Raw genomic sequence first — 16899 nt, forward strand, 5'->3', positions numbered from 1 at the left:
ACGGACCGATTCACACCAAGACGGATTCATTCAACAAGGAGGTGTCCGAGTGCGACGATGTTTAGTGAGCGGCTTATTGTTCATCTTCTTTTTAGGAGGATGTACGACGAAAGAGCCGTTTGATTTTGATGAGATCCATTCCTATAAGATTTTTTATAACATGCCGACCGAGGCGATCATTGAAGACATGGCCCGATACGACCTCGTCATCATCGAACCGATTTGGTATACGCCGGAACAGATTGAGACGATCCGCTCGAACGGGACGAAAGTGCTCGGCTATATTAACGTGATGGAAGCAGATACGTGGAATCGTGCGCTCATCGGCCAAATGGACAAAGACGATTTCTTCTATCGGGACGGGGAACGCATCTATTTCCCGAAATGGGATTCGTATTTGACGGATATCAGCTCGTCCGACTTCCGTAAAATTTTAATCCGTGAAATTCAAAAACAAGTCATCAATAAACATCTGGACGGAATTTTTCTCGACACGGTCGGGGATATCGATGACGTCCACCTCGACTATCCGGACGACTTAGAAGAACAGTTGGCTGGGCTCGAGGCCTTTTTACAAGCGATTGAAAAGGCATATCCGGGCGTCCCAGTCGTCCAAAACTGGGGCATCGAGACGCTTGAACGAACGAGTGCGCCTTATGTGGAAGGCTTCATGTGGGAAGGTTTTAACTACACGGAAATCACGTCCGACTCTTGGTCGATGGAGATGCTCGATCGAATGAACGCGATTCAAGACGAATATGGAATCGCTGTCCTCACCGTCTCAGACCAAGAAGAGGCGACAAGTCGGGATATGGCCGAAGCGAACGGATTCATCCATTATCACGAACCGACATATTACAATACATGGGATTTTTAGGGGGTAATTAGGGTAAGGGAAGATAAGGACTATGTATACCTGTCCGAGGGCAGGGGACCATCCCGCATTAAAAACTGAAGAGATGTTATCCATGAGGAGGGGATTATCATTCTGTACGCTCAAGACCGTCCATGGCTCAAATGGGTCGAGATTCTTGTCGTGTTCGCACTATTGATCGGAATCGATTTATTCTTCAGCCTAGGCACGATTCAAAATGAACTGAACTTGTTTTACGTGGCCGCCATCCTGTTCGCGCTCAGGTATGGAACGATTTTTGGCTTAATCAGTTTCGGCATTTTGCTCCTCTATAAAGTGTTATACACCGGCTTAATGGGAGGAGACATCTTCCTGTTGTTCTACGATACAAACTCACTTCTTACACTGTTTTACTACTTCGCCATCACTGTCATCGTCGGGTTGTTCAGCACCTCATTTCGAGAGCGTTACGAAATCAGCCAGTTCCGCAACGAAGAACTGAAAGATGAAAACACGTATTTGAAAGAGACCGTCGATTTACTCAACACTTCGCAAACCACACTTCGTCAAAAACTACTTCAATCCGAGTACAGCTTGAACCAATTGTATGAACTGGCCGTATCGCTTGATTTACCGCATCCAGAATTGATTCGGAGCGAGACGATTCGCCTGTTGAAAAAAACGTTCCTCGCGAGTGACGTCGCCATCTACCACGTCGACCGTTCCCAGAAGTCGATGCGCCTCTTGATTCGCCAAACGGACAAGAAAGAGTTTCCGCAAACGATTTTTCTCGATGAGGCGTCGAGTATGTTCAAACGGTTCTTCCAAGTGCAAGAGACGACGCTCCGTCAACTCGACGACGAGGACACGGACCCGATGTTGCTCGCACCGATCATCGTGGACGGGATGACCCGAGAAGTCGTCGTCATCAAACGGTTGCCGCTTCGGAAATTGACGACCGATGACTTGCACGTTCTCAATATCCTCTTCTCGTGGATTGGCACACGCATTCAAAATGCCGAGAACCTGATTCGTAAAGAGCAGCACGAGAAGATGCATAAAGGCACCTCGTTTTATAAGAAAACAGCGTTCACAGAACTCGTCGCCATCCAAGAACAAAAGAAGATTCACCATGGACAGCCGTATATCGTCCTCGAATATCCGCTCGGCTATGAGCCTGTCTCACTCGAGAGTATCGAGGCCATCGTCCATTCTTATTTACGGGAGATCGATGTCGTCGGGTATGACCCGGATGAGAACAAGCTGTTGCTCTTACTCCCAGGAACGAGTGAAGAACACCGTCAACGGATCTATGACCGGATCGAAGGGATTTTGATCCAGAAGGGAGTGTGACGGGATGGAGTCTACCATTCGTCTCGTATTGATCGGGATTTATGTCGTTCATGCACTGCTCGCCTTCGGATTATTGATCGTGTTGAAACGAAGAATGAAAGCGCCGGATTATGGCGTCGCGGTGGCGGCGCTCAGCTTCGGTCTGTTCTTACCGTTTCTGGCCGAACTTGCCGTCTATGCGGTGTATCGGCTTGCTGAACGGTTCGGTCGGAGCGGTCTGATTGAAGACTATGACGACTATATCGACTTCAAGGTCGTCAACTATGAACAAATTCGTCATGAAGCGAGCAGCAGCAGTCATCTGTTACCGCTCACCGACGCCATCAACTCGAAAGATCCGGCTATCCGCAAACACTCGATTTTGACGCACGTCAACCAGTCGATTGACCAGCAAGGCAAGTATTTGCAGATGGGACTTGAGAGCACGGACAGCGAGACTGTCCACTACGCCGCGGCGACAATGAACATCTTGATCGATCAATATGAACAAGAATTGAAACACGCCAAACGCGAATACGACTTAGGTAACCCAGACACGATTCGACGGCTTGCGACGATTTATAAACGCATGATCCATAGTGAGCTCATCACCGAGGTCATGTTGAAGGACAAGCGAGGCGCATGGCTGGAGGAATTATTGAAAGCGAAGACGCTCTATCCACCTTCGCCTTGGATTTACGAGGACTTGAACGAGATTTATCTCACGTTAGAGCGGCCCAAAGAGCAATTGAACATCTTAAAAGAGTACGTCCATCATTTCCCGGAACGCATCGAGGCTCATCTGATGCTGATCAATTACTATTATGAGCGCGAACGTTGGAACGAAGTGAAGGCGGTCATGTTTATGATGCAGACCCAATTCTCACTGGAGGACGTACCGTATGAGTACCGACTGTTGTTTGAAGAATGGAGTGACACGACATCATGGAAAAACGAACTGTAATCTCATTCTCGCTCTTCATCGTCTTATTTTTAGTCGTCGTCGGTGCGATTCAATACTTACGGATCCACTCGCTACACACGTTGTTGCCAAACGTCGCCGAGCAACAGATGAACATCGATCAGTTGAAGAGTGATGCCTCGGCAAAAGCGGGTCAGCATCAGCTTCAAGTTTATCTCGTCCGGGATGAAGGTGATTTGGCTGTCGAAACGGCGGACAACCTGCTGTACGGTCTGCAGTATGCGAAACTTGATGTTCGCGAAGTGAACCCAGGCGCCGTCGGATCGATTTCGCCATCTCCATACACCATCATCATTTTCACGGGTGAAGATACGACAAGATGGCCGTTCGTGGAAATGAAACGTTATGTCGAACAAGGCGGGAACCTCGTCTTTGCGAATCGGTTTAAAGATCCGGCATGGAACGCGTTGACCGGCATCGAAGAAATCGGTGAGTACGTACCGGACGTGTATGGTCTAAATTTTGAAGAGATGATTTTCCCTGGGTATGTCGACTTGAACCCACCGGACGACTTATTTGTCCATAGCGTCGTCGATTTTGCGATTGCAGACGAGGCCAACGTCATGTTGTCGGCCGAAGGATTCCCGATCCTTTGGGAATACGGTGTCGGCGAAGGGAACGTCCTTTATTGGAACACGACAATCACGAACCAAAAGATGATCCGCGGTCTGTTCGTGCAGACGCTCGGCACGATGCCGCCGGCGTTCGTCACAGCACAAGCAGCGATCAAACTCATGTACATCGATGATTTCCCGGCACCGGTCATGGACGGGAAAATGAAGGACGTGTCCGCGACCCCGCTCGATAAATCGGTCAAAGATTTCTTCGCCGAGGATTGGTGGGAAGATATGGTCGATTTGGCGAAAGACGACGACTTGATTTACACGGGTGCCATGATTGGGACATATGAAGAGGAGATGGAGCTCGTCGACGAACAGTTAATCAAACGGGGTGAGTTCCCAATGCTCTACTTCGGTCGCAAATTGATCGCCCACGGTGGGGAAATCGGACTCCATGGCTATAACCACCAGTCGCTCGTCACGGCCGATGAACCGATTGACCCGACGTACGGGTACATTCCGTGGCAAGATAAAGACGAGATGAAACGGTCATTGCTTCAAGCCGAGTCCGTGTTTGCGAACTATTTCCCGGCTGAAACGCTCAAGTCATACGTTCCGCCGTCGAACGCGCTCAACCGGACTGGGGTCGATGCGATCGCCGAGGCGTTGCCAGAACTGCGAACGATTGCTTCGCTCTACACGGGGGAGCCGGAGAGCGGGGACTTCGTCCAAGAGTTCGAATTTGATGCGACGCATCCGAACTTGTACCATTTCCCGCGTGTGACAAGCGATTACGGGGAAGAGCGCGGATCGATTTTCCAAATGGTCGATGCAATCGCCAACTTCGGTGTGTTTTCCCACTTCATTCACCCGGATGATGTCATCGACCCCGACCGGGCCTTCGGTCGGGATTGGGATACGATGTTCGCGAGTCTTCGCAAAATCGTCCACGACGTGAAGGATCAATATCCGCACCTCGAGGCATATACGCAACACTATGCGACCGAAAAGATGATCACATACCAACAAGCTGATTTGAACGTCACGTTCGATGAGTCGACGGTCTATTTGGCCGGGGAAGGGCTCGTCAACCCGTCTCATTTTACGATTCGCCTGAAACCGGGCCAGTCACTCGAGACAGGAAAGTTTGATTTCGGGACGGTCGAGCAGTGGGAGGCCGACCGACCGCTCTATCTCGTCAAACTGACATCGGCGAACGCTGAGATCGACATCAAGGGGGAAGCGCAATGAAAATCGGACTTGTCTTAGAGGGCAGTTATCCGTACGTGAGCGGAGGCGTATCGAGCTGGACGCAGACGTTAATCGAGGCGATGCCCGAGGTGTCGTTTGAAATCATCTCGATTCAACCGACCGAGAAACGGCCAGAAGACATGAAATACGCGCTCCCTCCGAACGTCTCGGGCATCACCCATCTGTATTTGAACGACGTAGGTGAACGCGCGAGGGGACGATTGAAGTGGGGTGCCGACGACGAACAGAACGTGTCGGATTGGCTCATGTTAAGAAGCCCGAACCGGCAAGCGTTGCGACTACTCGGGAAAGAAGTGCCTTCGAGCGAGGCGTTTTTCGCGAGCGAGTTCTTTTGGCGCAACGTGAAGGCCGCCTACGCCGAAGAGATGAACGGCGGCTCGTTCATCGACTATTTCTGGATGTGGCAAAGCATGTACACCCCGATTTTGCGGGTGCTCCATCAGCCGCTCCCGAAAGTCGACCTCGTCCATTCCGTATCGACGGGTTATGCCGGGGTAGTCGCTTCCTACATGAAAGAGACGCAAGGGATCCCGTTCATCTTGACCGAGCATGGCATTTATTCCCGTGAACGCGAGGAAGAAATTTTACAGTCGTATTGGATTCCGGCGCCGTATAAGCCGAGATGGGTCAGGTTCTTCCACCACTTGTCCCGCGAGGCGTATAACGCGGCCGATGAAATTATCACCTTGTTCGAGCGGAATCGCGAATATCAGGAATGGATCGGCGCCCCGAGCGAGAAGACGAAAATTATCGCCAACGGGATTGCCGACCGACAAATCCAGGCGACGGTCAATCGTCCGGAGCACGACCTCTTTCAAATCGGTGCCATCGTCCGCCTCGTTCCCATCAAAGACTTGAAGACGATGATTTACGCCGCCAAGATTTTGCAGGAGCGGCATCGTCTGTTCAAACTGACAATCATGGGTCCACTCGACGAGGATGAAGAATATGCGGAAGAGTGCCGTCTGCTCATCGAACAGAGCGGATTGAGTGATTATGTCGAACTGGCCGGGAAAGTGGACGTTCAAACGTATTTGCCGACCTTTGATTTACTGCTCCTGACGAGCATCTCGGAAGGGCAGCCGCTCGCGATTCTCGAAGGCATGGCCGCCGGGATTCCGTGGGTCGCCACCGATGTCGGCGCCTGTTCCGAGCTTTTATACGGACGAGCGGATGACCCGTTTGGTCCGGCCGGTTTCATCGTGCCACCGGTTCATCCGGAAGCGGTCGCCGACAAAGTCGAATGGATGATGGATTACCCGCAGGAACGAATGCGGTTCGGCAAGAACGGACGGGAGCGGGTCCGCCAATATTATCGTCTCCAACAAGTCGTGGACCGCTATAAGGCTATCTATGAAGCGAGGAGGGAACAGTATGGCGGGCATCGGGTTTAAGTTACAGAAGTTGTTCCAAGAAGACTACTATTCGTCCCGGCTGAAGGCGTACACGTTCTCCGGCCTCGTCACATCCGGACCGTGGTTGATTGTCATCTTGGTCGTCGGTACGATTCAATGGTTGGCGTTCCAAATGCCGACGTTGTCGCTCGCCGAACGGACGCTCTTCATGATCTCGGTCTCGTACGCGTTCATCTTCTCGCAAATCTTGTTCAGTTTTCAACAGCTCGTCGTCACCCGATACGTGGCGGACTTGTTTTATGAGAAGAAGGCACATGAGATTTTCCCGGTGTTCACCGGGATGCTCAAAGTGACGATTCTCGCGGCAGGCTTGCTGTATAGTATCTTTTGGCTATTGTCGCCGCTCGATTTTCTGTACAAACTGACGTTGTTCGTTTTATTCATGACGATTAACGTCATCTGGGTCATGTTCTTGTTTTTAAGTGCCGCCAAGTATTATCAAGCCGTGGCCTATAGCTTCCTGCTCGGCGGACTCATCTCGGTCGGGAGCGTCTATGCGATTAGCCGTCTCATGGTCGACCCGTCGAGTCTTGAGCTGTTGCTCGGTTTCACGGTCGGGATGATTGTGACGTTGTTCGGGTTGTTCTTCGCGATGCTCCGGACGTTCCCGCTCCGTTACGCGGTGAAAGAGTTCTCGTACTTCAAGTACTTCGACCGCTATCCAGACTTGTTCGCCATCGGCGTGTTGTACGTGCTCGGGATTTGGGTCACGAATTTCATCATCTGGTTCGGTGAAGGACGTGTGATCATCGCGGACTCGTTCTTGTTCAACCCGTATTATGACACGGCCATCTTTTGGTCGTACTTGACGATTATCCCGACGCAGCTGTTGTTCGTCGTCGCTGTCGAGACCCGGTTTTATGAGCGCTACCGTACGTTTTATGGATTGATCAACTACGGCGGGGCACTCCATCAAATCGAGAAGGCGAAACAGACGATGACGTCCGTATTGAAAAATGAGTTGATTCGACTTGCGCGGAGCCAAGGCGTGGTGACGCTGTTCGCCATCCTGATGGCGGGCGTGTTCGTCAGTTGGATTGGTGTCCCGGATGAGATCGGTCAAATCTTTCGGATGACGACGCTCGCGGCGTTCGCGAATGCGATGATTCTCATCTTGACGTTGTTGTTGCTCTATTTCGAGGACCGGCGCGGGGCGTTGTTCGTCAACATCTCGTTCTTCACGTTGAACGCGTTGTTCACGTTACTGCTCTTGCCGCGCGGCATCGATTGGTACGGTGTCGGCTTTGCCGTCAGCACAACGATCACGTTCTTCTTGGCCGGCCTGCGTTTGATTTATTATATGGGCAAAGTCGATTATTACGTGTTCGCCGCGTCGAACCGTCGCAAGCTCGGCACCGAGCGGTTCTCGCAAATGGGGACGTTGTTGAACCGGCGCTTTTCGCGATAAAGGGTTTTCAGTACAGGGAAAGACTGATATGATGTGGTCGTAGACGACCGAATTTCATAATGTTTACCACTAGGGGAGTCGCGTGACGCGGCTGAGATGGACGAGGTCCAGACCCTTTGAACCTGATCTAGTTCACGCTAGCGTAGGGAAGTGGGCGAACCGATTGTTTTCGTACACTTTGTGTAAATCCGACGCCGCTTCCGTTATGGGAGGCGGCGTCTTTTTTGATCACAAAGGAGGAGAAAACATGACATTCACCGCACATCTACGACAAGAGGCCGAGACCTTGTTTCAAGCCAGCTTTGACCATCCGTTCGTCCGCGAGCTCGGAACGGGTGAACTCGACGAGGCGAAGTTTCGGCATTACGTCATGCAAGACTCGTATTATTTGAATCAGTTCTCGAAAGTACAGGCGAAAGGCGCGACCCTCGCCCCGAACATGGAAGTGGCGAGCCGCTTTTTGACGCACGCGCTCCATACCATCGAAGCAGAGCATGCGCTGCATCGTGAGTTTTTCACGTTGCTCGACGTGACGGACGCAGAGTGGGCGACGTTCGAGCCGGCTCCGACGGCTTACGCCTATGCGCTCCATATGCAACATGCCGGTCCAACGCTCGGTGATGTGCTCGCAGCAATTTTGCCGTGCTATTGGGTTTATTACGAGATTGGCGAACGCATGAAAGACGCGACACCCGATCATCCGATTTATGCGACGTGGATTGCGACGTACGGGTCGGAATGGTTCCGCGACCTCGTCGAGGAACAGATTGAACGACTCGACGTGCTCGCCGGACAAGCGACAGCGGAAGAACGCTTTCGGTATCAACAGTTGTTCTTGAAGAGTTGTTATTATGAACATGCGTTTTGGGAGATGGCGTGGACGCTCGAGTCGTGGGATTTACCGGCGGGGGTGACACGATGAAGCGCGACTTATGGGACAAAGTCAGAGCCGAACGGCCACTCATCCACAACATCACGAATATCGTCGTCGCCAACTTTTCAGCGAACGGGTTGCTCGCCATCGGGGCGGCCCCGGTCATGGCGTCCGCGGTCGAAGAAGTGGCCGAGATGGCGTCTTTAAGCGATGCGCTCGTGCTCAATATCGGTACACTCGATGCAATGACGGAACGTACGATGATTCGAGCCGGACAGGCGGCGAATCAAGCAGGTCGTCCAGTCGTCTTCGATCCGGTTGGTGTCGGGGCGACCTCATTTCGGCGCGACGTCGCCGAGGCGATTCTGCAATCTGTCCGTGCGACGGTCATCCGTGGGAATGCCGGAGAAATCGCGACATTGATTGGTCTCGACGCGGCGGCGCGCGGCGTTGATGCCGGGGAAACGCGGGATGATTTGAATCACATCGCGCGTGAAGCGGCTAAGCGCTACACCTGTGTCGTTGCCGTGACCGGAGAGACGGATGTCGTCAGTGACGGGGACGTGACGATTGAAATTAAAGGCGGCACTGGCGCGATGGCCCGGACGACAGGGACCGGTTGTTTACTGAGTGCGGTCGTCGGTGCGTTCCTTGCGGTCGAACGGGATGCGGTTACGGCCACGGCGACAGCGCTCGCCGGATATGCCCGGTGCGGCGAACTGGCTACCGCTTTGGCGGACGGACCGGGCGACTTCCCCGTTCATTTCTTGAATGAACTCGGCAAGATGACGGCCGTCGAGTTGCCGAGCGACCGTATTGAGGTGGTGTTATGATGCGGCCGCAAGTATTGACGATTGCGGGTTCGGACTCTGGCGGGGGAGCGGGAATCCAAGCTGATTTGAAGACGTTTCAAGAGCTCGGCGTGTTCGGGACGAGCGTTCTGACGGCCGTCACCGCTCAAAACACTCGTGGGGTGCATGGGGTCGAAGCAGTGTCGCCGGAACTCGTCACGCAACAACTCGATGCAATCGGTTCGGACTTTTCGATCGCAGCATGTAAGACCGGGATGTTATTTGATGCGTCGCGCATCGAGGCGGTCGCTACCGGGGTGAAACGTCATGTCTTCAACCGACTCGTCGTCGACCCGGTCATGATTGCGAAAGGAGGGGCTCCGCTTTTACAGGACACGGCGGTCGATGCGCTCAAGACCTTCTTGTTGCCACTCGCGACAGTCGTCACGCCGAACGTGCCGGAAGCGGAAGTGCTGACCGGTTTGACGATTCGATCGTTTAATGATCGTCTCGAGGCGGCTCGGCGGATGTTAGCGTACGGTGTGCGCGCGGTTATTTTAAAAGGCGGCCATCTCGAAGGTGAAACTGCCGAAGACTTGATCATGACGGAGTCAGAAGTGTTCCTCCTCTCGGCCCCGCGCATCCAGACGAGCGATACACACGGAACAGGTTGTACATTTTCGGCGGCGCTTACAGCGGAACTTGCCAAAGGTCGTTCCATCATGGAGGCGGCGGTGACGGCGAAGCGGTTCATTCAAAGCGCCATCACCCATGGCCTCGAGATCGGCGCCGGACACGGACCGACGAACCATTGGGCATATGTGGCGTATGGAGAGGAGGGCGTGACGATTGAATCCATCAAGGCGGGCACTCGCTGAACAGTTACGGCTTTACTTCGTATGCGGGACACCGAACACGAAAGACATGCTCCAGACGGTAGAAACGGCACTCCAATGTGGCGTGACATGTTTTCAATTTCGTGAAAAAGGTAAAGAGGCACTGTATGGGGATAAAAAAGAAGCGATGGCAAGGACCCTGCAAGCACTTTGTCGTTCGTATGACGTCCCGTTCATCATCAACGACGATGTTGAATTGGCGGCGCGCATTGATGCGGACGGCGTGCATATCGGACAAGACGATGCCGAGGCCGCAATCGTTCGGGAGCGGATTGGTCCAGATAAGTGGCTCGGTGTCTCGGTCCACACGCTCGAAGAAGCGGCAGCAGCCATCGAGCATGCGGATTATGTAGGCATTGGCCCAATTTACCCGACGACTTCGAAAGAAGATGCCGGGGCAGTGAACGGGACGACACTCATCCGGCAAGTCCGAGACATGTATCGAGAGCTGCCAATCGTGGGGATTGGCGGCATTTTACCGGAACATGTCCCGATGATTCGGAACGACGGGGCGGACGGCGTCGCCGTCATCTCAGCCATCGCTTCTGCACCGGATGTGGCCATAGCCACACGGCGTTTCGCTTGTCTCTGAATTCAAATCGAGGAGGAAGACAGATGAACGTATTTGTAATAGGCGCGAATGGACAGATTGGAAAACAGCTCGTGGAACGATTGCACGAGGAAGGGAAACACCAAGTCACGGCGATGGTTCGAAAACAAGAGCAACTCGATGACTTCACGTCAAAAGGCTATCAGGCCGTCCTAGGCGACCTCGAAGGTGACGTCTCGTCACTTGAACAAGCAATGTCTGGCATGGACGTGGTCGTCTTCGCAGCCGGTTCAGGTGGTAGCACCGGAGCCGACAAGACGCTGTTAATCGACCTTGACGGCGCGGCGAAAAGCATCGAGGCTGCCAAGAACGGGAATGTAAACCAGTTCGTCATGGTCAGCGCCTTGAAGGCGGAAGATCGTTCGGCATGGCCGGAAGAGATGAAACCATACTATGTCGCGAAGCATCATGCCGATCGTTTGCTCGAGGAGAGCGGACTGACGTATACGATCGTTCGTCCGGGCGCTCTCACGGACGACGCTGGCACGGGCAAAGTGAAGACGGGCGACGTCTCAACGGGTGAGATTCCACGTGCAGACGTGGCGGCCTTCTTGGCCCACCTCATCGGTCATGACGCGGCCTACAATCAAGCGATTGACCTCGTCAAAGGCGACACGGCAATCGAAGACACGTTATGAAAAGAGATGACGACTGCGAGCGGACTTGGTTCCGCTCGCTTTTTGTATGGATGTGTCCGCGCACTCGAGAAAGGATTCGCTTCGACCGATAGAGAAAGTAAGAGATGGATTTGTTTGAAGAAAGGGGTCTATCCGTGACCACACTATTTCTCTATATGGCCGTTTACTTGCTTCCGGCTTTCTTATTGAGCCACCTTGCCCTTGATGTTTTGCTCCGGAACCCTCGCCAAGTCGAGCATCGACTGCTCAGCCTGTTCGTATTTGGCTACGCGATGTTGTTCTTGGGCGAGTTTGGACGACATCTGTCCCCAATTGAAGCCAGTCCCGCCTTCGTCACCTATTGGTTCGGCAACGCTGGCATTTTGATTTTTGTGTGTTCCGTCCACTTCATTGTCAAAGTGACGGGCGTCGGGGCGAAGTTACCGAGATGGATTTATCCGTATGCCATTTATTTGCCGCTCGTCCCGGTCGCCTTGACGTTCATCCGTCAAGAGAACATCTTGAACAGTCAGCGTTTCGACCAAGTCGGTGTCTGAATTTATCCTGAGTTCAACGCGTCTTATTTGACGACGATGACCGTCGGTAACGTGTTTCATTTTCTTGTGATTCTATTATTGATGTATGCCCTTAAGCGGTCCGAGCGCTTCGAGCATCAGCGTGTCCTGCGCATGCTCATTTGGACGGCCGTCGCCGTTCTTGTCTGGGACATCGTCTTCGGATACGTCCAGCTCCGCGGAATCATGCCGCCTTACGCGTATATGTACGGTGGGCTTGTCTGGGCGGTCGCTCTCGTCGTCGCGATGAATCGACTTGATTTCCTAGCGTCTTACGTCAAACGGTATGGCACGCTCTATAACTTGAACCCGTCGGCGATTCTGCTCGTCGATGATCAGGGAGAGATTGAGAGTGCGAATCCGGCCGCGCGCACATTGTTTCATACGGTCCGTGTCGTCAATGAACGTTTTGTCGATTTGTTGCCCGAGAAAAAGCGGGACGAATGGAGTGCGCATTACGACCAACATTTCCATGCGCAAAAAAAGTTTCTCGAGTTCGAGACGAAGATTCAGACAAAATCGGGACAAGAACGGTACGTCGTCATCGATGGTGATTTCGTCTATATCGATCAAAAAATACACGGCATGATTTTGATTCGAGACGTCCATTCGTTCAAAGAAGCCGAACAGTCGATTCGCTTCTTCGCCTATCATGACCCGCTCACGAAACTCGCGAACCGTCGGGCGTTTTATGAGCAGGCCGACCAGGCATTACTGCAAGCGGACACGGTCGCGCTTGTCCTCATTGACCTCGACGGCTTTAAAGGAATCAACGACACGTACGGCCACCAAGTCGGCGATGATTTTCTCATTCATCTCGGTGAGTTGCTTGAGATGGCGACGCCGGAAGCGGGACTGGCCTCGCGCGTCGGCGGGGATGAGTTCTATATGTATGTGCCGAACGTCGATGCAGATGACATCGTTGCGTTCGTCGAGCGCTTGCAGTTGCTGCTGACGGAGCGGCCGTTCCGGCTCGGACGGGAGACGATTCCGATTCGAGCGAGCATCGGGGTCAGTGTCGCACCGGATCAAGGGGCGGACTTGGACACGCTCATTCATAAAGCTGATCAGGCGATGTATCAAATCAAGCAACACGGTAAAAACGACTATGCGATTTATGACGAAGTGTTACATGGACCGAAATAACGGGAACGAGAATGAAGATGGCAATTTGATAGAGGAGGAGACAATATGACTGAAAAACCGTTAGTGACGATGCGAGCCGAAGGGGAAGCGACGAGTGTGAAGACGACGGTGCATGTGCGTGACCTCGAACCGTTCGTCGTCGATGAACCGGAACGTCTCGGCGGGACGGACGCCGGTCCGAATCCGCTCGAATATTTGCTCGGGGCGTTGTCGTCGTGTACGACAATCATGATTGCCTACGTGGCGCAAGACCAAGATTTCAACTATGACGGGGTGACGTTCGTGACCGAAGGAACGCTCGACCCGCGCGGCTTCCAAGGCGTTGAAGGAGTACGGACGTATTTTGAGAAAGTACACGTCAACATCGTCCTCGATACGACCGAATCGGATGAACGGATTGCGGCGCTCCAAAAAGGCGTTGAGGCTCGTTGTCCAATCCACAATTTAATGCATGCGGCCGACGTCGACATCACGGCGACGTGGACACGGAAGTGAGGATGGGGCGACCCATCCTTTTTTGATGTAGACAGGAATGTTTGCCGACGAGCACGAACAAAAAGAGACGTGAGAAAGGAGGTTGTCATGGACATTCGCCCGATGACACAGCAAGACGCCCGCGCGATTCAAGCGTGGACGTACGAGGCACCGTATGATTTCTATAACCAAGAAGCTTCAGCGGAAGGGCTGGATGAACTGATGGCGTATCAGGCCGTCCATGACGAGGCGTTGATCGGTTTCTATTGTCTCGGCACGTACGCACAAGTGCCGAACGATACATACGTCTACGATGACACATGCGTCGACCTCGGGCTCGGCATGCGCCCGGATCGAACGGGACGGGGACACGGGCGTACGTTCGTCCGGTTGGTGATGCAAGAAGCGGCGCACGAAGGCAAACCGCTCCGGTTGACGGTGGCCGCGTTCAATGAGCGGGCCATCCATCTCTATGAGCAGCTCGGGTTTCGACAGGTCACTTCGTTTGAAAAAGGGGCGACCCGTTTTCTCGTCATGACCCGATAATCAGCCGTACTGTTTCTGATGGGCTTTCTTTCGCTTCAAATAGTCCTCGTCCGCCCGAAGCTGGTCCCATCGCTCTTTGAAGATGCGGGCCGATTCCGCTTTCTCCTCGTCGATTTGTCGGTCGTGGAGATCGCCGTCGTCCTTATATTTTCGTCCACCTTTATAGTTGGCGTAACGTCTCGCCCGGGTATAGCCCATCTGGATGAATTTGCGGGCCATATCCATTCCGACGAAATCATCGTTGGCCCGGTATTTTTCGAATAGCTCCATGATTTCATCGGCGGACTGTTTGGCGATGTCAGGCGTCTTGAAGCGCCAATGGGGGAGAATCTCACTTTTATACGGTTCGACGAGCAGGACGCCTTGCTCGCCGCGTCCGACTCGATACAGCTCGGGGTGTTCGCGGAAATCAATCGTTTCAAAATCTAAATCATAATCAAATGGCATCGTGATCCCTCCTCATGGATTCATTCCCGGAACGAATCCGAGGGAAACGACAGAAAGGAAGAACAAGATGATTCAACTTGATACAGATCGGCTCCGGTTGCGGGCGTTTCAGCTCGAGGACGCTGAACAGATGTTTCACTATGCGAAAGACGAGCGGGTCGGACCGAAAGCAGGCTGGGCGCCGCACCAATCGGTCGAGGAGACGCGTGACGTCATCCGGCTGTTCCAGCAAGACCAAGACGTCTGGGCCATCACACTGAAAAAGACAGGTGAGGTGATCGGCAGCCTCGGGTTGCACGACCGCCGACCGGACCCTGAGATTCAGCATGACCGGCAGCGCGAGATCGGGTATGTCCTCAGCCCGGACCGTTGGGGGCAAGGGTACATCCCGGAAGCCGTCCATGAAGTGATGCGGCACGGTTTTGACGACCTCGGACTCGAACGCATCTGGTGCGGTCATTTCGACTTCAACGACCAGTCGCGTCGCGTCGCGTCGTCGAAAAGACAGGCTTCACGTACGCGTTCACGACGTCTCAGCAGTTGACGCGCTTAGATGGGCGCACTGTGCAGAGCCTCATTTATGTCGTGACGAAAGAGGAGTACGAACGTGTTAAAGCGTGAAGAAAAGCCAACGTGTCGATTTGCGACGCGCTGGCTTTTATTTATGCGTGCTCGACAGGTTGGAGCGCTTGAACGACTTCGTCTTTGATCGTGACGCCGTTCGCTTCAAGTTCAGCGATTTTATCGGCGAACTGCGGCAAGTAATCTTTATGGGCGATGAGCAGTTCATCGAGCACCCGTTTCGCGGTCTCGCCGCTCGGGATAAGCGGATTGATGATGAACGCTTGAAGGGCGAGCCCGTAGTCACCGGTCACGGCCGCTTCTTCGACGCACAGCTCCATGTTCTTCATAACTTGGAGCCATCCTTTTTCAGCGGGGGCGAGCGCGCCGAACGCGATTGGTTTCGCACCGGTCGCGCCGATATAGGCCGATACTTCGACGACATCGTCCGCGGCGAGATCAGGGACGGCCCCGTTGTTCTTCGTCGAGACGACGATATGTGTGTTCTTATTGGCGTAAATCGAGGCGATCGTCTCACACGCCGCGTCCGAATAGTGGGCGCCACCGCGTTTAGACAGTTGCTCCGGTTTATGGTCGAGGTTAGGGTCTTTGTACAGCTCGAATAGCTCCGCTTCCGTCTGCTTCACTTGCTCGGCCCTCGTGCCGACGGCCGGATCCCGATATTCCTCGAGCATGTGGGCGAGCATTTCCTCGGCACGATAGTAATACCGGTGATAGCCGCAAGGAATCATGTTCATCTGTTGCAGTTGTTCTTGGAAGAACGGCATGTCGTGAATGTTGGCGGGAATCCCCGAATCGCCGTCGTACATCTTGTCGATGATGTCGCGCGTGACGTCTTGTCCGCTCACGTCGTGGACGCGGTGCCAGTGGAAATGGTTCAACCCGGCGAACGAATAGATCAAGTCCTCTGGCTTCTTGCCGATCAGCTCAGGTTCAGCCATCATCGCATTGACCGGCACGTTGCACAGTCCGATGACTTTGTCCCATTTGCCGTAACGGATGACCGCGTCGGTCACCATTCCGCTCGGGTTCGTGAAGTTGACGAGCCAGGCGTCCGGACAGAGCTGTTTCATGTCTTCGACGATATCGAGGATGACAGGAATGGTACGGAACGCCTTCAAGATACCGCCGGCCCCGTTCGTCTCTTGGCCGACCATACCGTACGAGAGCGGAATCCGTTCGTCTTTGATGCGGGCGTCGAGCAAACCGACACGGAACTGTGTCGTGACAAAGTCGGCATCTTGTAACGCTTCTCGACGATCGAGCGTCAGATGTACTTTGACGTCATACGGAGAAGCGTCCCACATCCGTTGCGCCATCTGTCCGACGATGTCGAGTTTGTCTTTCCCGGCCTCGATATCGACGAGCCAAATCTCACGAATCGGTAACTCTTCGTAACGCTTGATGAACCCCTCCATCAATTCGGGTGTGTAGCTGCTGCCGCCCCCGATGGTGACGAGCTTGATTCCCGTTGTCATTCCAATCTCCTCCTCATATGTTCACAAAATAGTCTCAGATG

Annotated in this window: 18 protein-coding genes and 1 riboswitch; of the genes, 16 read left to right on the forward strand and 2 right to left on the reverse strand. The window is 53.4% G+C overall.

Going from position 1 to position 16899, the window contains the following annotated elements; genetic code table 11:
• The first annotated feature begins 49 nt into the window (after positions 1-49).
• The 15 genes from KNP68_RS02705 to KNP68_RS02770 all read left to right on the forward strand — a co-directional run bounded on the left by KNP68_RS02705 (position 50) and on the right by KNP68_RS02770 (position 14351).
• Positions 50-877 (forward strand): glycoside hydrolase family 191 protein, encoded by an 828-nt coding sequence (locus tag KNP68_RS02705; protein ID WP_240731278.1) that lies wholly within the window; start codon positions 50-52, stop codon positions 875-877.
• A gap of 159 nt (positions 878-1036) precedes the next feature.
• Positions 1037-2206, forward strand: a complete 1170-nt coding sequence (locus tag KNP68_RS02710; protein WP_214798571.1) for a GAF domain-containing protein — start codon at positions 1037-1039, stop codon at positions 2204-2206.
• A gap of 4 nt (positions 2207-2210) precedes the next feature.
• Positions 2211-3149: a tetratricopeptide repeat protein gene (locus KNP68_RS02715; RefSeq protein WP_214755981.1), complete on the forward strand. Its 939-nt coding sequence runs from the start codon at positions 2211-2213 to the stop codon at positions 3147-3149.
• Positions 3131-4978, forward strand: a complete 1848-nt coding sequence (locus KNP68_RS02720) for a DUF2194 domain-containing protein (protein WP_214755982.1) — start codon at positions 3131-3133, stop codon at positions 4976-4978. Before KNP68_RS02715 ends, KNP68_RS02720 begins: the two co-directional genes overlap by 19 nt.
• Positions 4975-6393: a GT4 family glycosyltransferase PelF gene (gene pelF, locus KNP68_RS02725; RefSeq protein ID WP_021065926.1), complete on the forward strand. Its 1419-nt coding sequence runs from the start codon at positions 4975-4977 to the stop codon at positions 6391-6393. The genes KNP68_RS02720 and pelF overlap by 4 nt, the downstream gene beginning before the upstream one ends.
• Positions 6374-7822 carry an exopolysaccharide Pel transporter PelG gene (gene pelG, locus KNP68_RS02730; protein ID WP_058765034.1) on the forward strand — a complete coding sequence of 483 codons (1449 nt, stop codon included), beginning with the start codon at positions 6374-6376 and terminating at the stop codon, positions 7820-7822. Before pelF ends, pelG begins: the two co-directional genes overlap by 20 nt.
• 61 nt (positions 7823-7883) lie before the next feature.
• Positions 7884-7988: riboswitch (TPP riboswitch) on the forward strand.
• Positions 7989-8069: 81 nt separating this feature from the next.
• Positions 8070-8744 (forward strand): thiaminase II, encoded by a 675-nt coding sequence (gene tenA / locus KNP68_RS02735; RefSeq protein ID WP_214755983.1) that lies wholly within the window; start codon positions 8070-8072, stop codon positions 8742-8744.
• A complete protein-coding gene (thiM, locus tag KNP68_RS02740; protein WP_214798574.1) occupies positions 8741-9529 on the forward strand; it encodes a hydroxyethylthiazole kinase in 789 nt (262 codons plus the stop codon). Before tenA ends, thiM begins: the two co-directional genes overlap by 4 nt.
• Complete coding sequence (gene thiD, locus KNP68_RS02745; protein ID WP_214755985.1) at positions 9529-10365, forward strand: bifunctional hydroxymethylpyrimidine kinase/phosphomethylpyrimidine kinase; 837 nt, start codon at positions 9529-9531, stop codon at positions 10363-10365. Before thiM ends, thiD begins: the two co-directional genes overlap by 1 nt.
• On the forward strand, positions 10337-10975 hold the full coding sequence (gene thiE / locus KNP68_RS02750) for a thiamine phosphate synthase (RefSeq protein WP_214755986.1): 639 nt from the start codon (positions 10337-10339) through the stop codon (positions 10973-10975). The genes thiD and thiE overlap by 29 nt, the downstream gene beginning before the upstream one ends.
• Positions 10976-10998: 23 nt before the next feature.
• A complete protein-coding gene (locus KNP68_RS02755) occupies positions 10999-11631 on the forward strand; it encodes an SDR family oxidoreductase (RefSeq protein ID WP_214755987.1) in 633 nt (210 codons plus the stop codon).
• 134 nt (positions 11632-11765) lie between these two features.
• Entirely contained in the window at positions 11766-12167 is a 402-nt protein-coding gene (locus KNP68_RS15160) for a hypothetical protein (protein ID WP_251130785.1), read from the forward strand.
• Between the two features lie 36 nt (positions 12168-12203).
• The gene (locus KNP68_RS02760; protein ID WP_251131455.1) at positions 12204-13331 is read left to right on the forward strand and encodes a sensor domain-containing diguanylate cyclase; all 1128 of its coding nucleotides are present in this window, start codon (positions 12204-12206) and stop codon (positions 13329-13331) included.
• A 45-nt stretch (positions 13332-13376) separates the two neighbouring features.
• The gene (locus KNP68_RS02765; protein WP_021065934.1) at positions 13377-13826 is read left to right on the forward strand and encodes an OsmC family protein; all 450 of its coding nucleotides are present in this window, start codon (positions 13377-13379) and stop codon (positions 13824-13826) included.
• Between the two features lie 87 nt (positions 13827-13913).
• Positions 13914-14351 (forward strand): GNAT family N-acetyltransferase, encoded by a 438-nt coding sequence (locus tag KNP68_RS02770; protein ID WP_214753473.1) that lies wholly within the window; start codon positions 13914-13916, stop codon positions 14349-14351.
• On the opposite strand, the gene KNP68_RS02775 is transcribed toward KNP68_RS02770, so the two are convergent.
• On the reverse strand, positions 14352-14798 hold the full coding sequence (locus KNP68_RS02775) for a DUF4385 domain-containing protein (RefSeq protein ID WP_138858638.1): 447 nt from the start codon (positions 14796-14798) through the stop codon (positions 14352-14354).
• A gap of 67 nt (positions 14799-14865) precedes the next feature.
• Here KNP68_RS02775 and KNP68_RS02780 point away from each other — a divergent pair, with 67 nt between their 5' ends.
• Complete coding sequence (locus tag KNP68_RS02780) at positions 14866-15342, forward strand: GNAT family N-acetyltransferase (protein WP_251131442.1); 477 nt, start codon at positions 14866-14868, stop codon at positions 15340-15342.
• A 118-nt stretch (positions 15343-15460) separates the two neighbouring features.
• Here KNP68_RS02780 and KNP68_RS02785 read toward each other — a convergent pair whose 3' ends face one another.
• On the reverse strand, positions 15461-16858 hold the full coding sequence (locus tag KNP68_RS02785; protein WP_214798576.1) for a 6-phospho-beta-glucosidase: 1398 nt from the start codon (positions 16856-16858) through the stop codon (positions 15461-15463).
• Between the last annotated feature and the right edge of the window lie 41 nt (positions 16859-16899).

The sequence above is a fragment of the Exiguobacterium sp. s50 genome, assembly GCF_018618175.1.
Taxonomy (GTDB): Bacteria; Bacillota; Bacilli; order Exiguobacteriales; family Exiguobacteriaceae; genus Exiguobacterium; species Exiguobacterium chiriqhucha.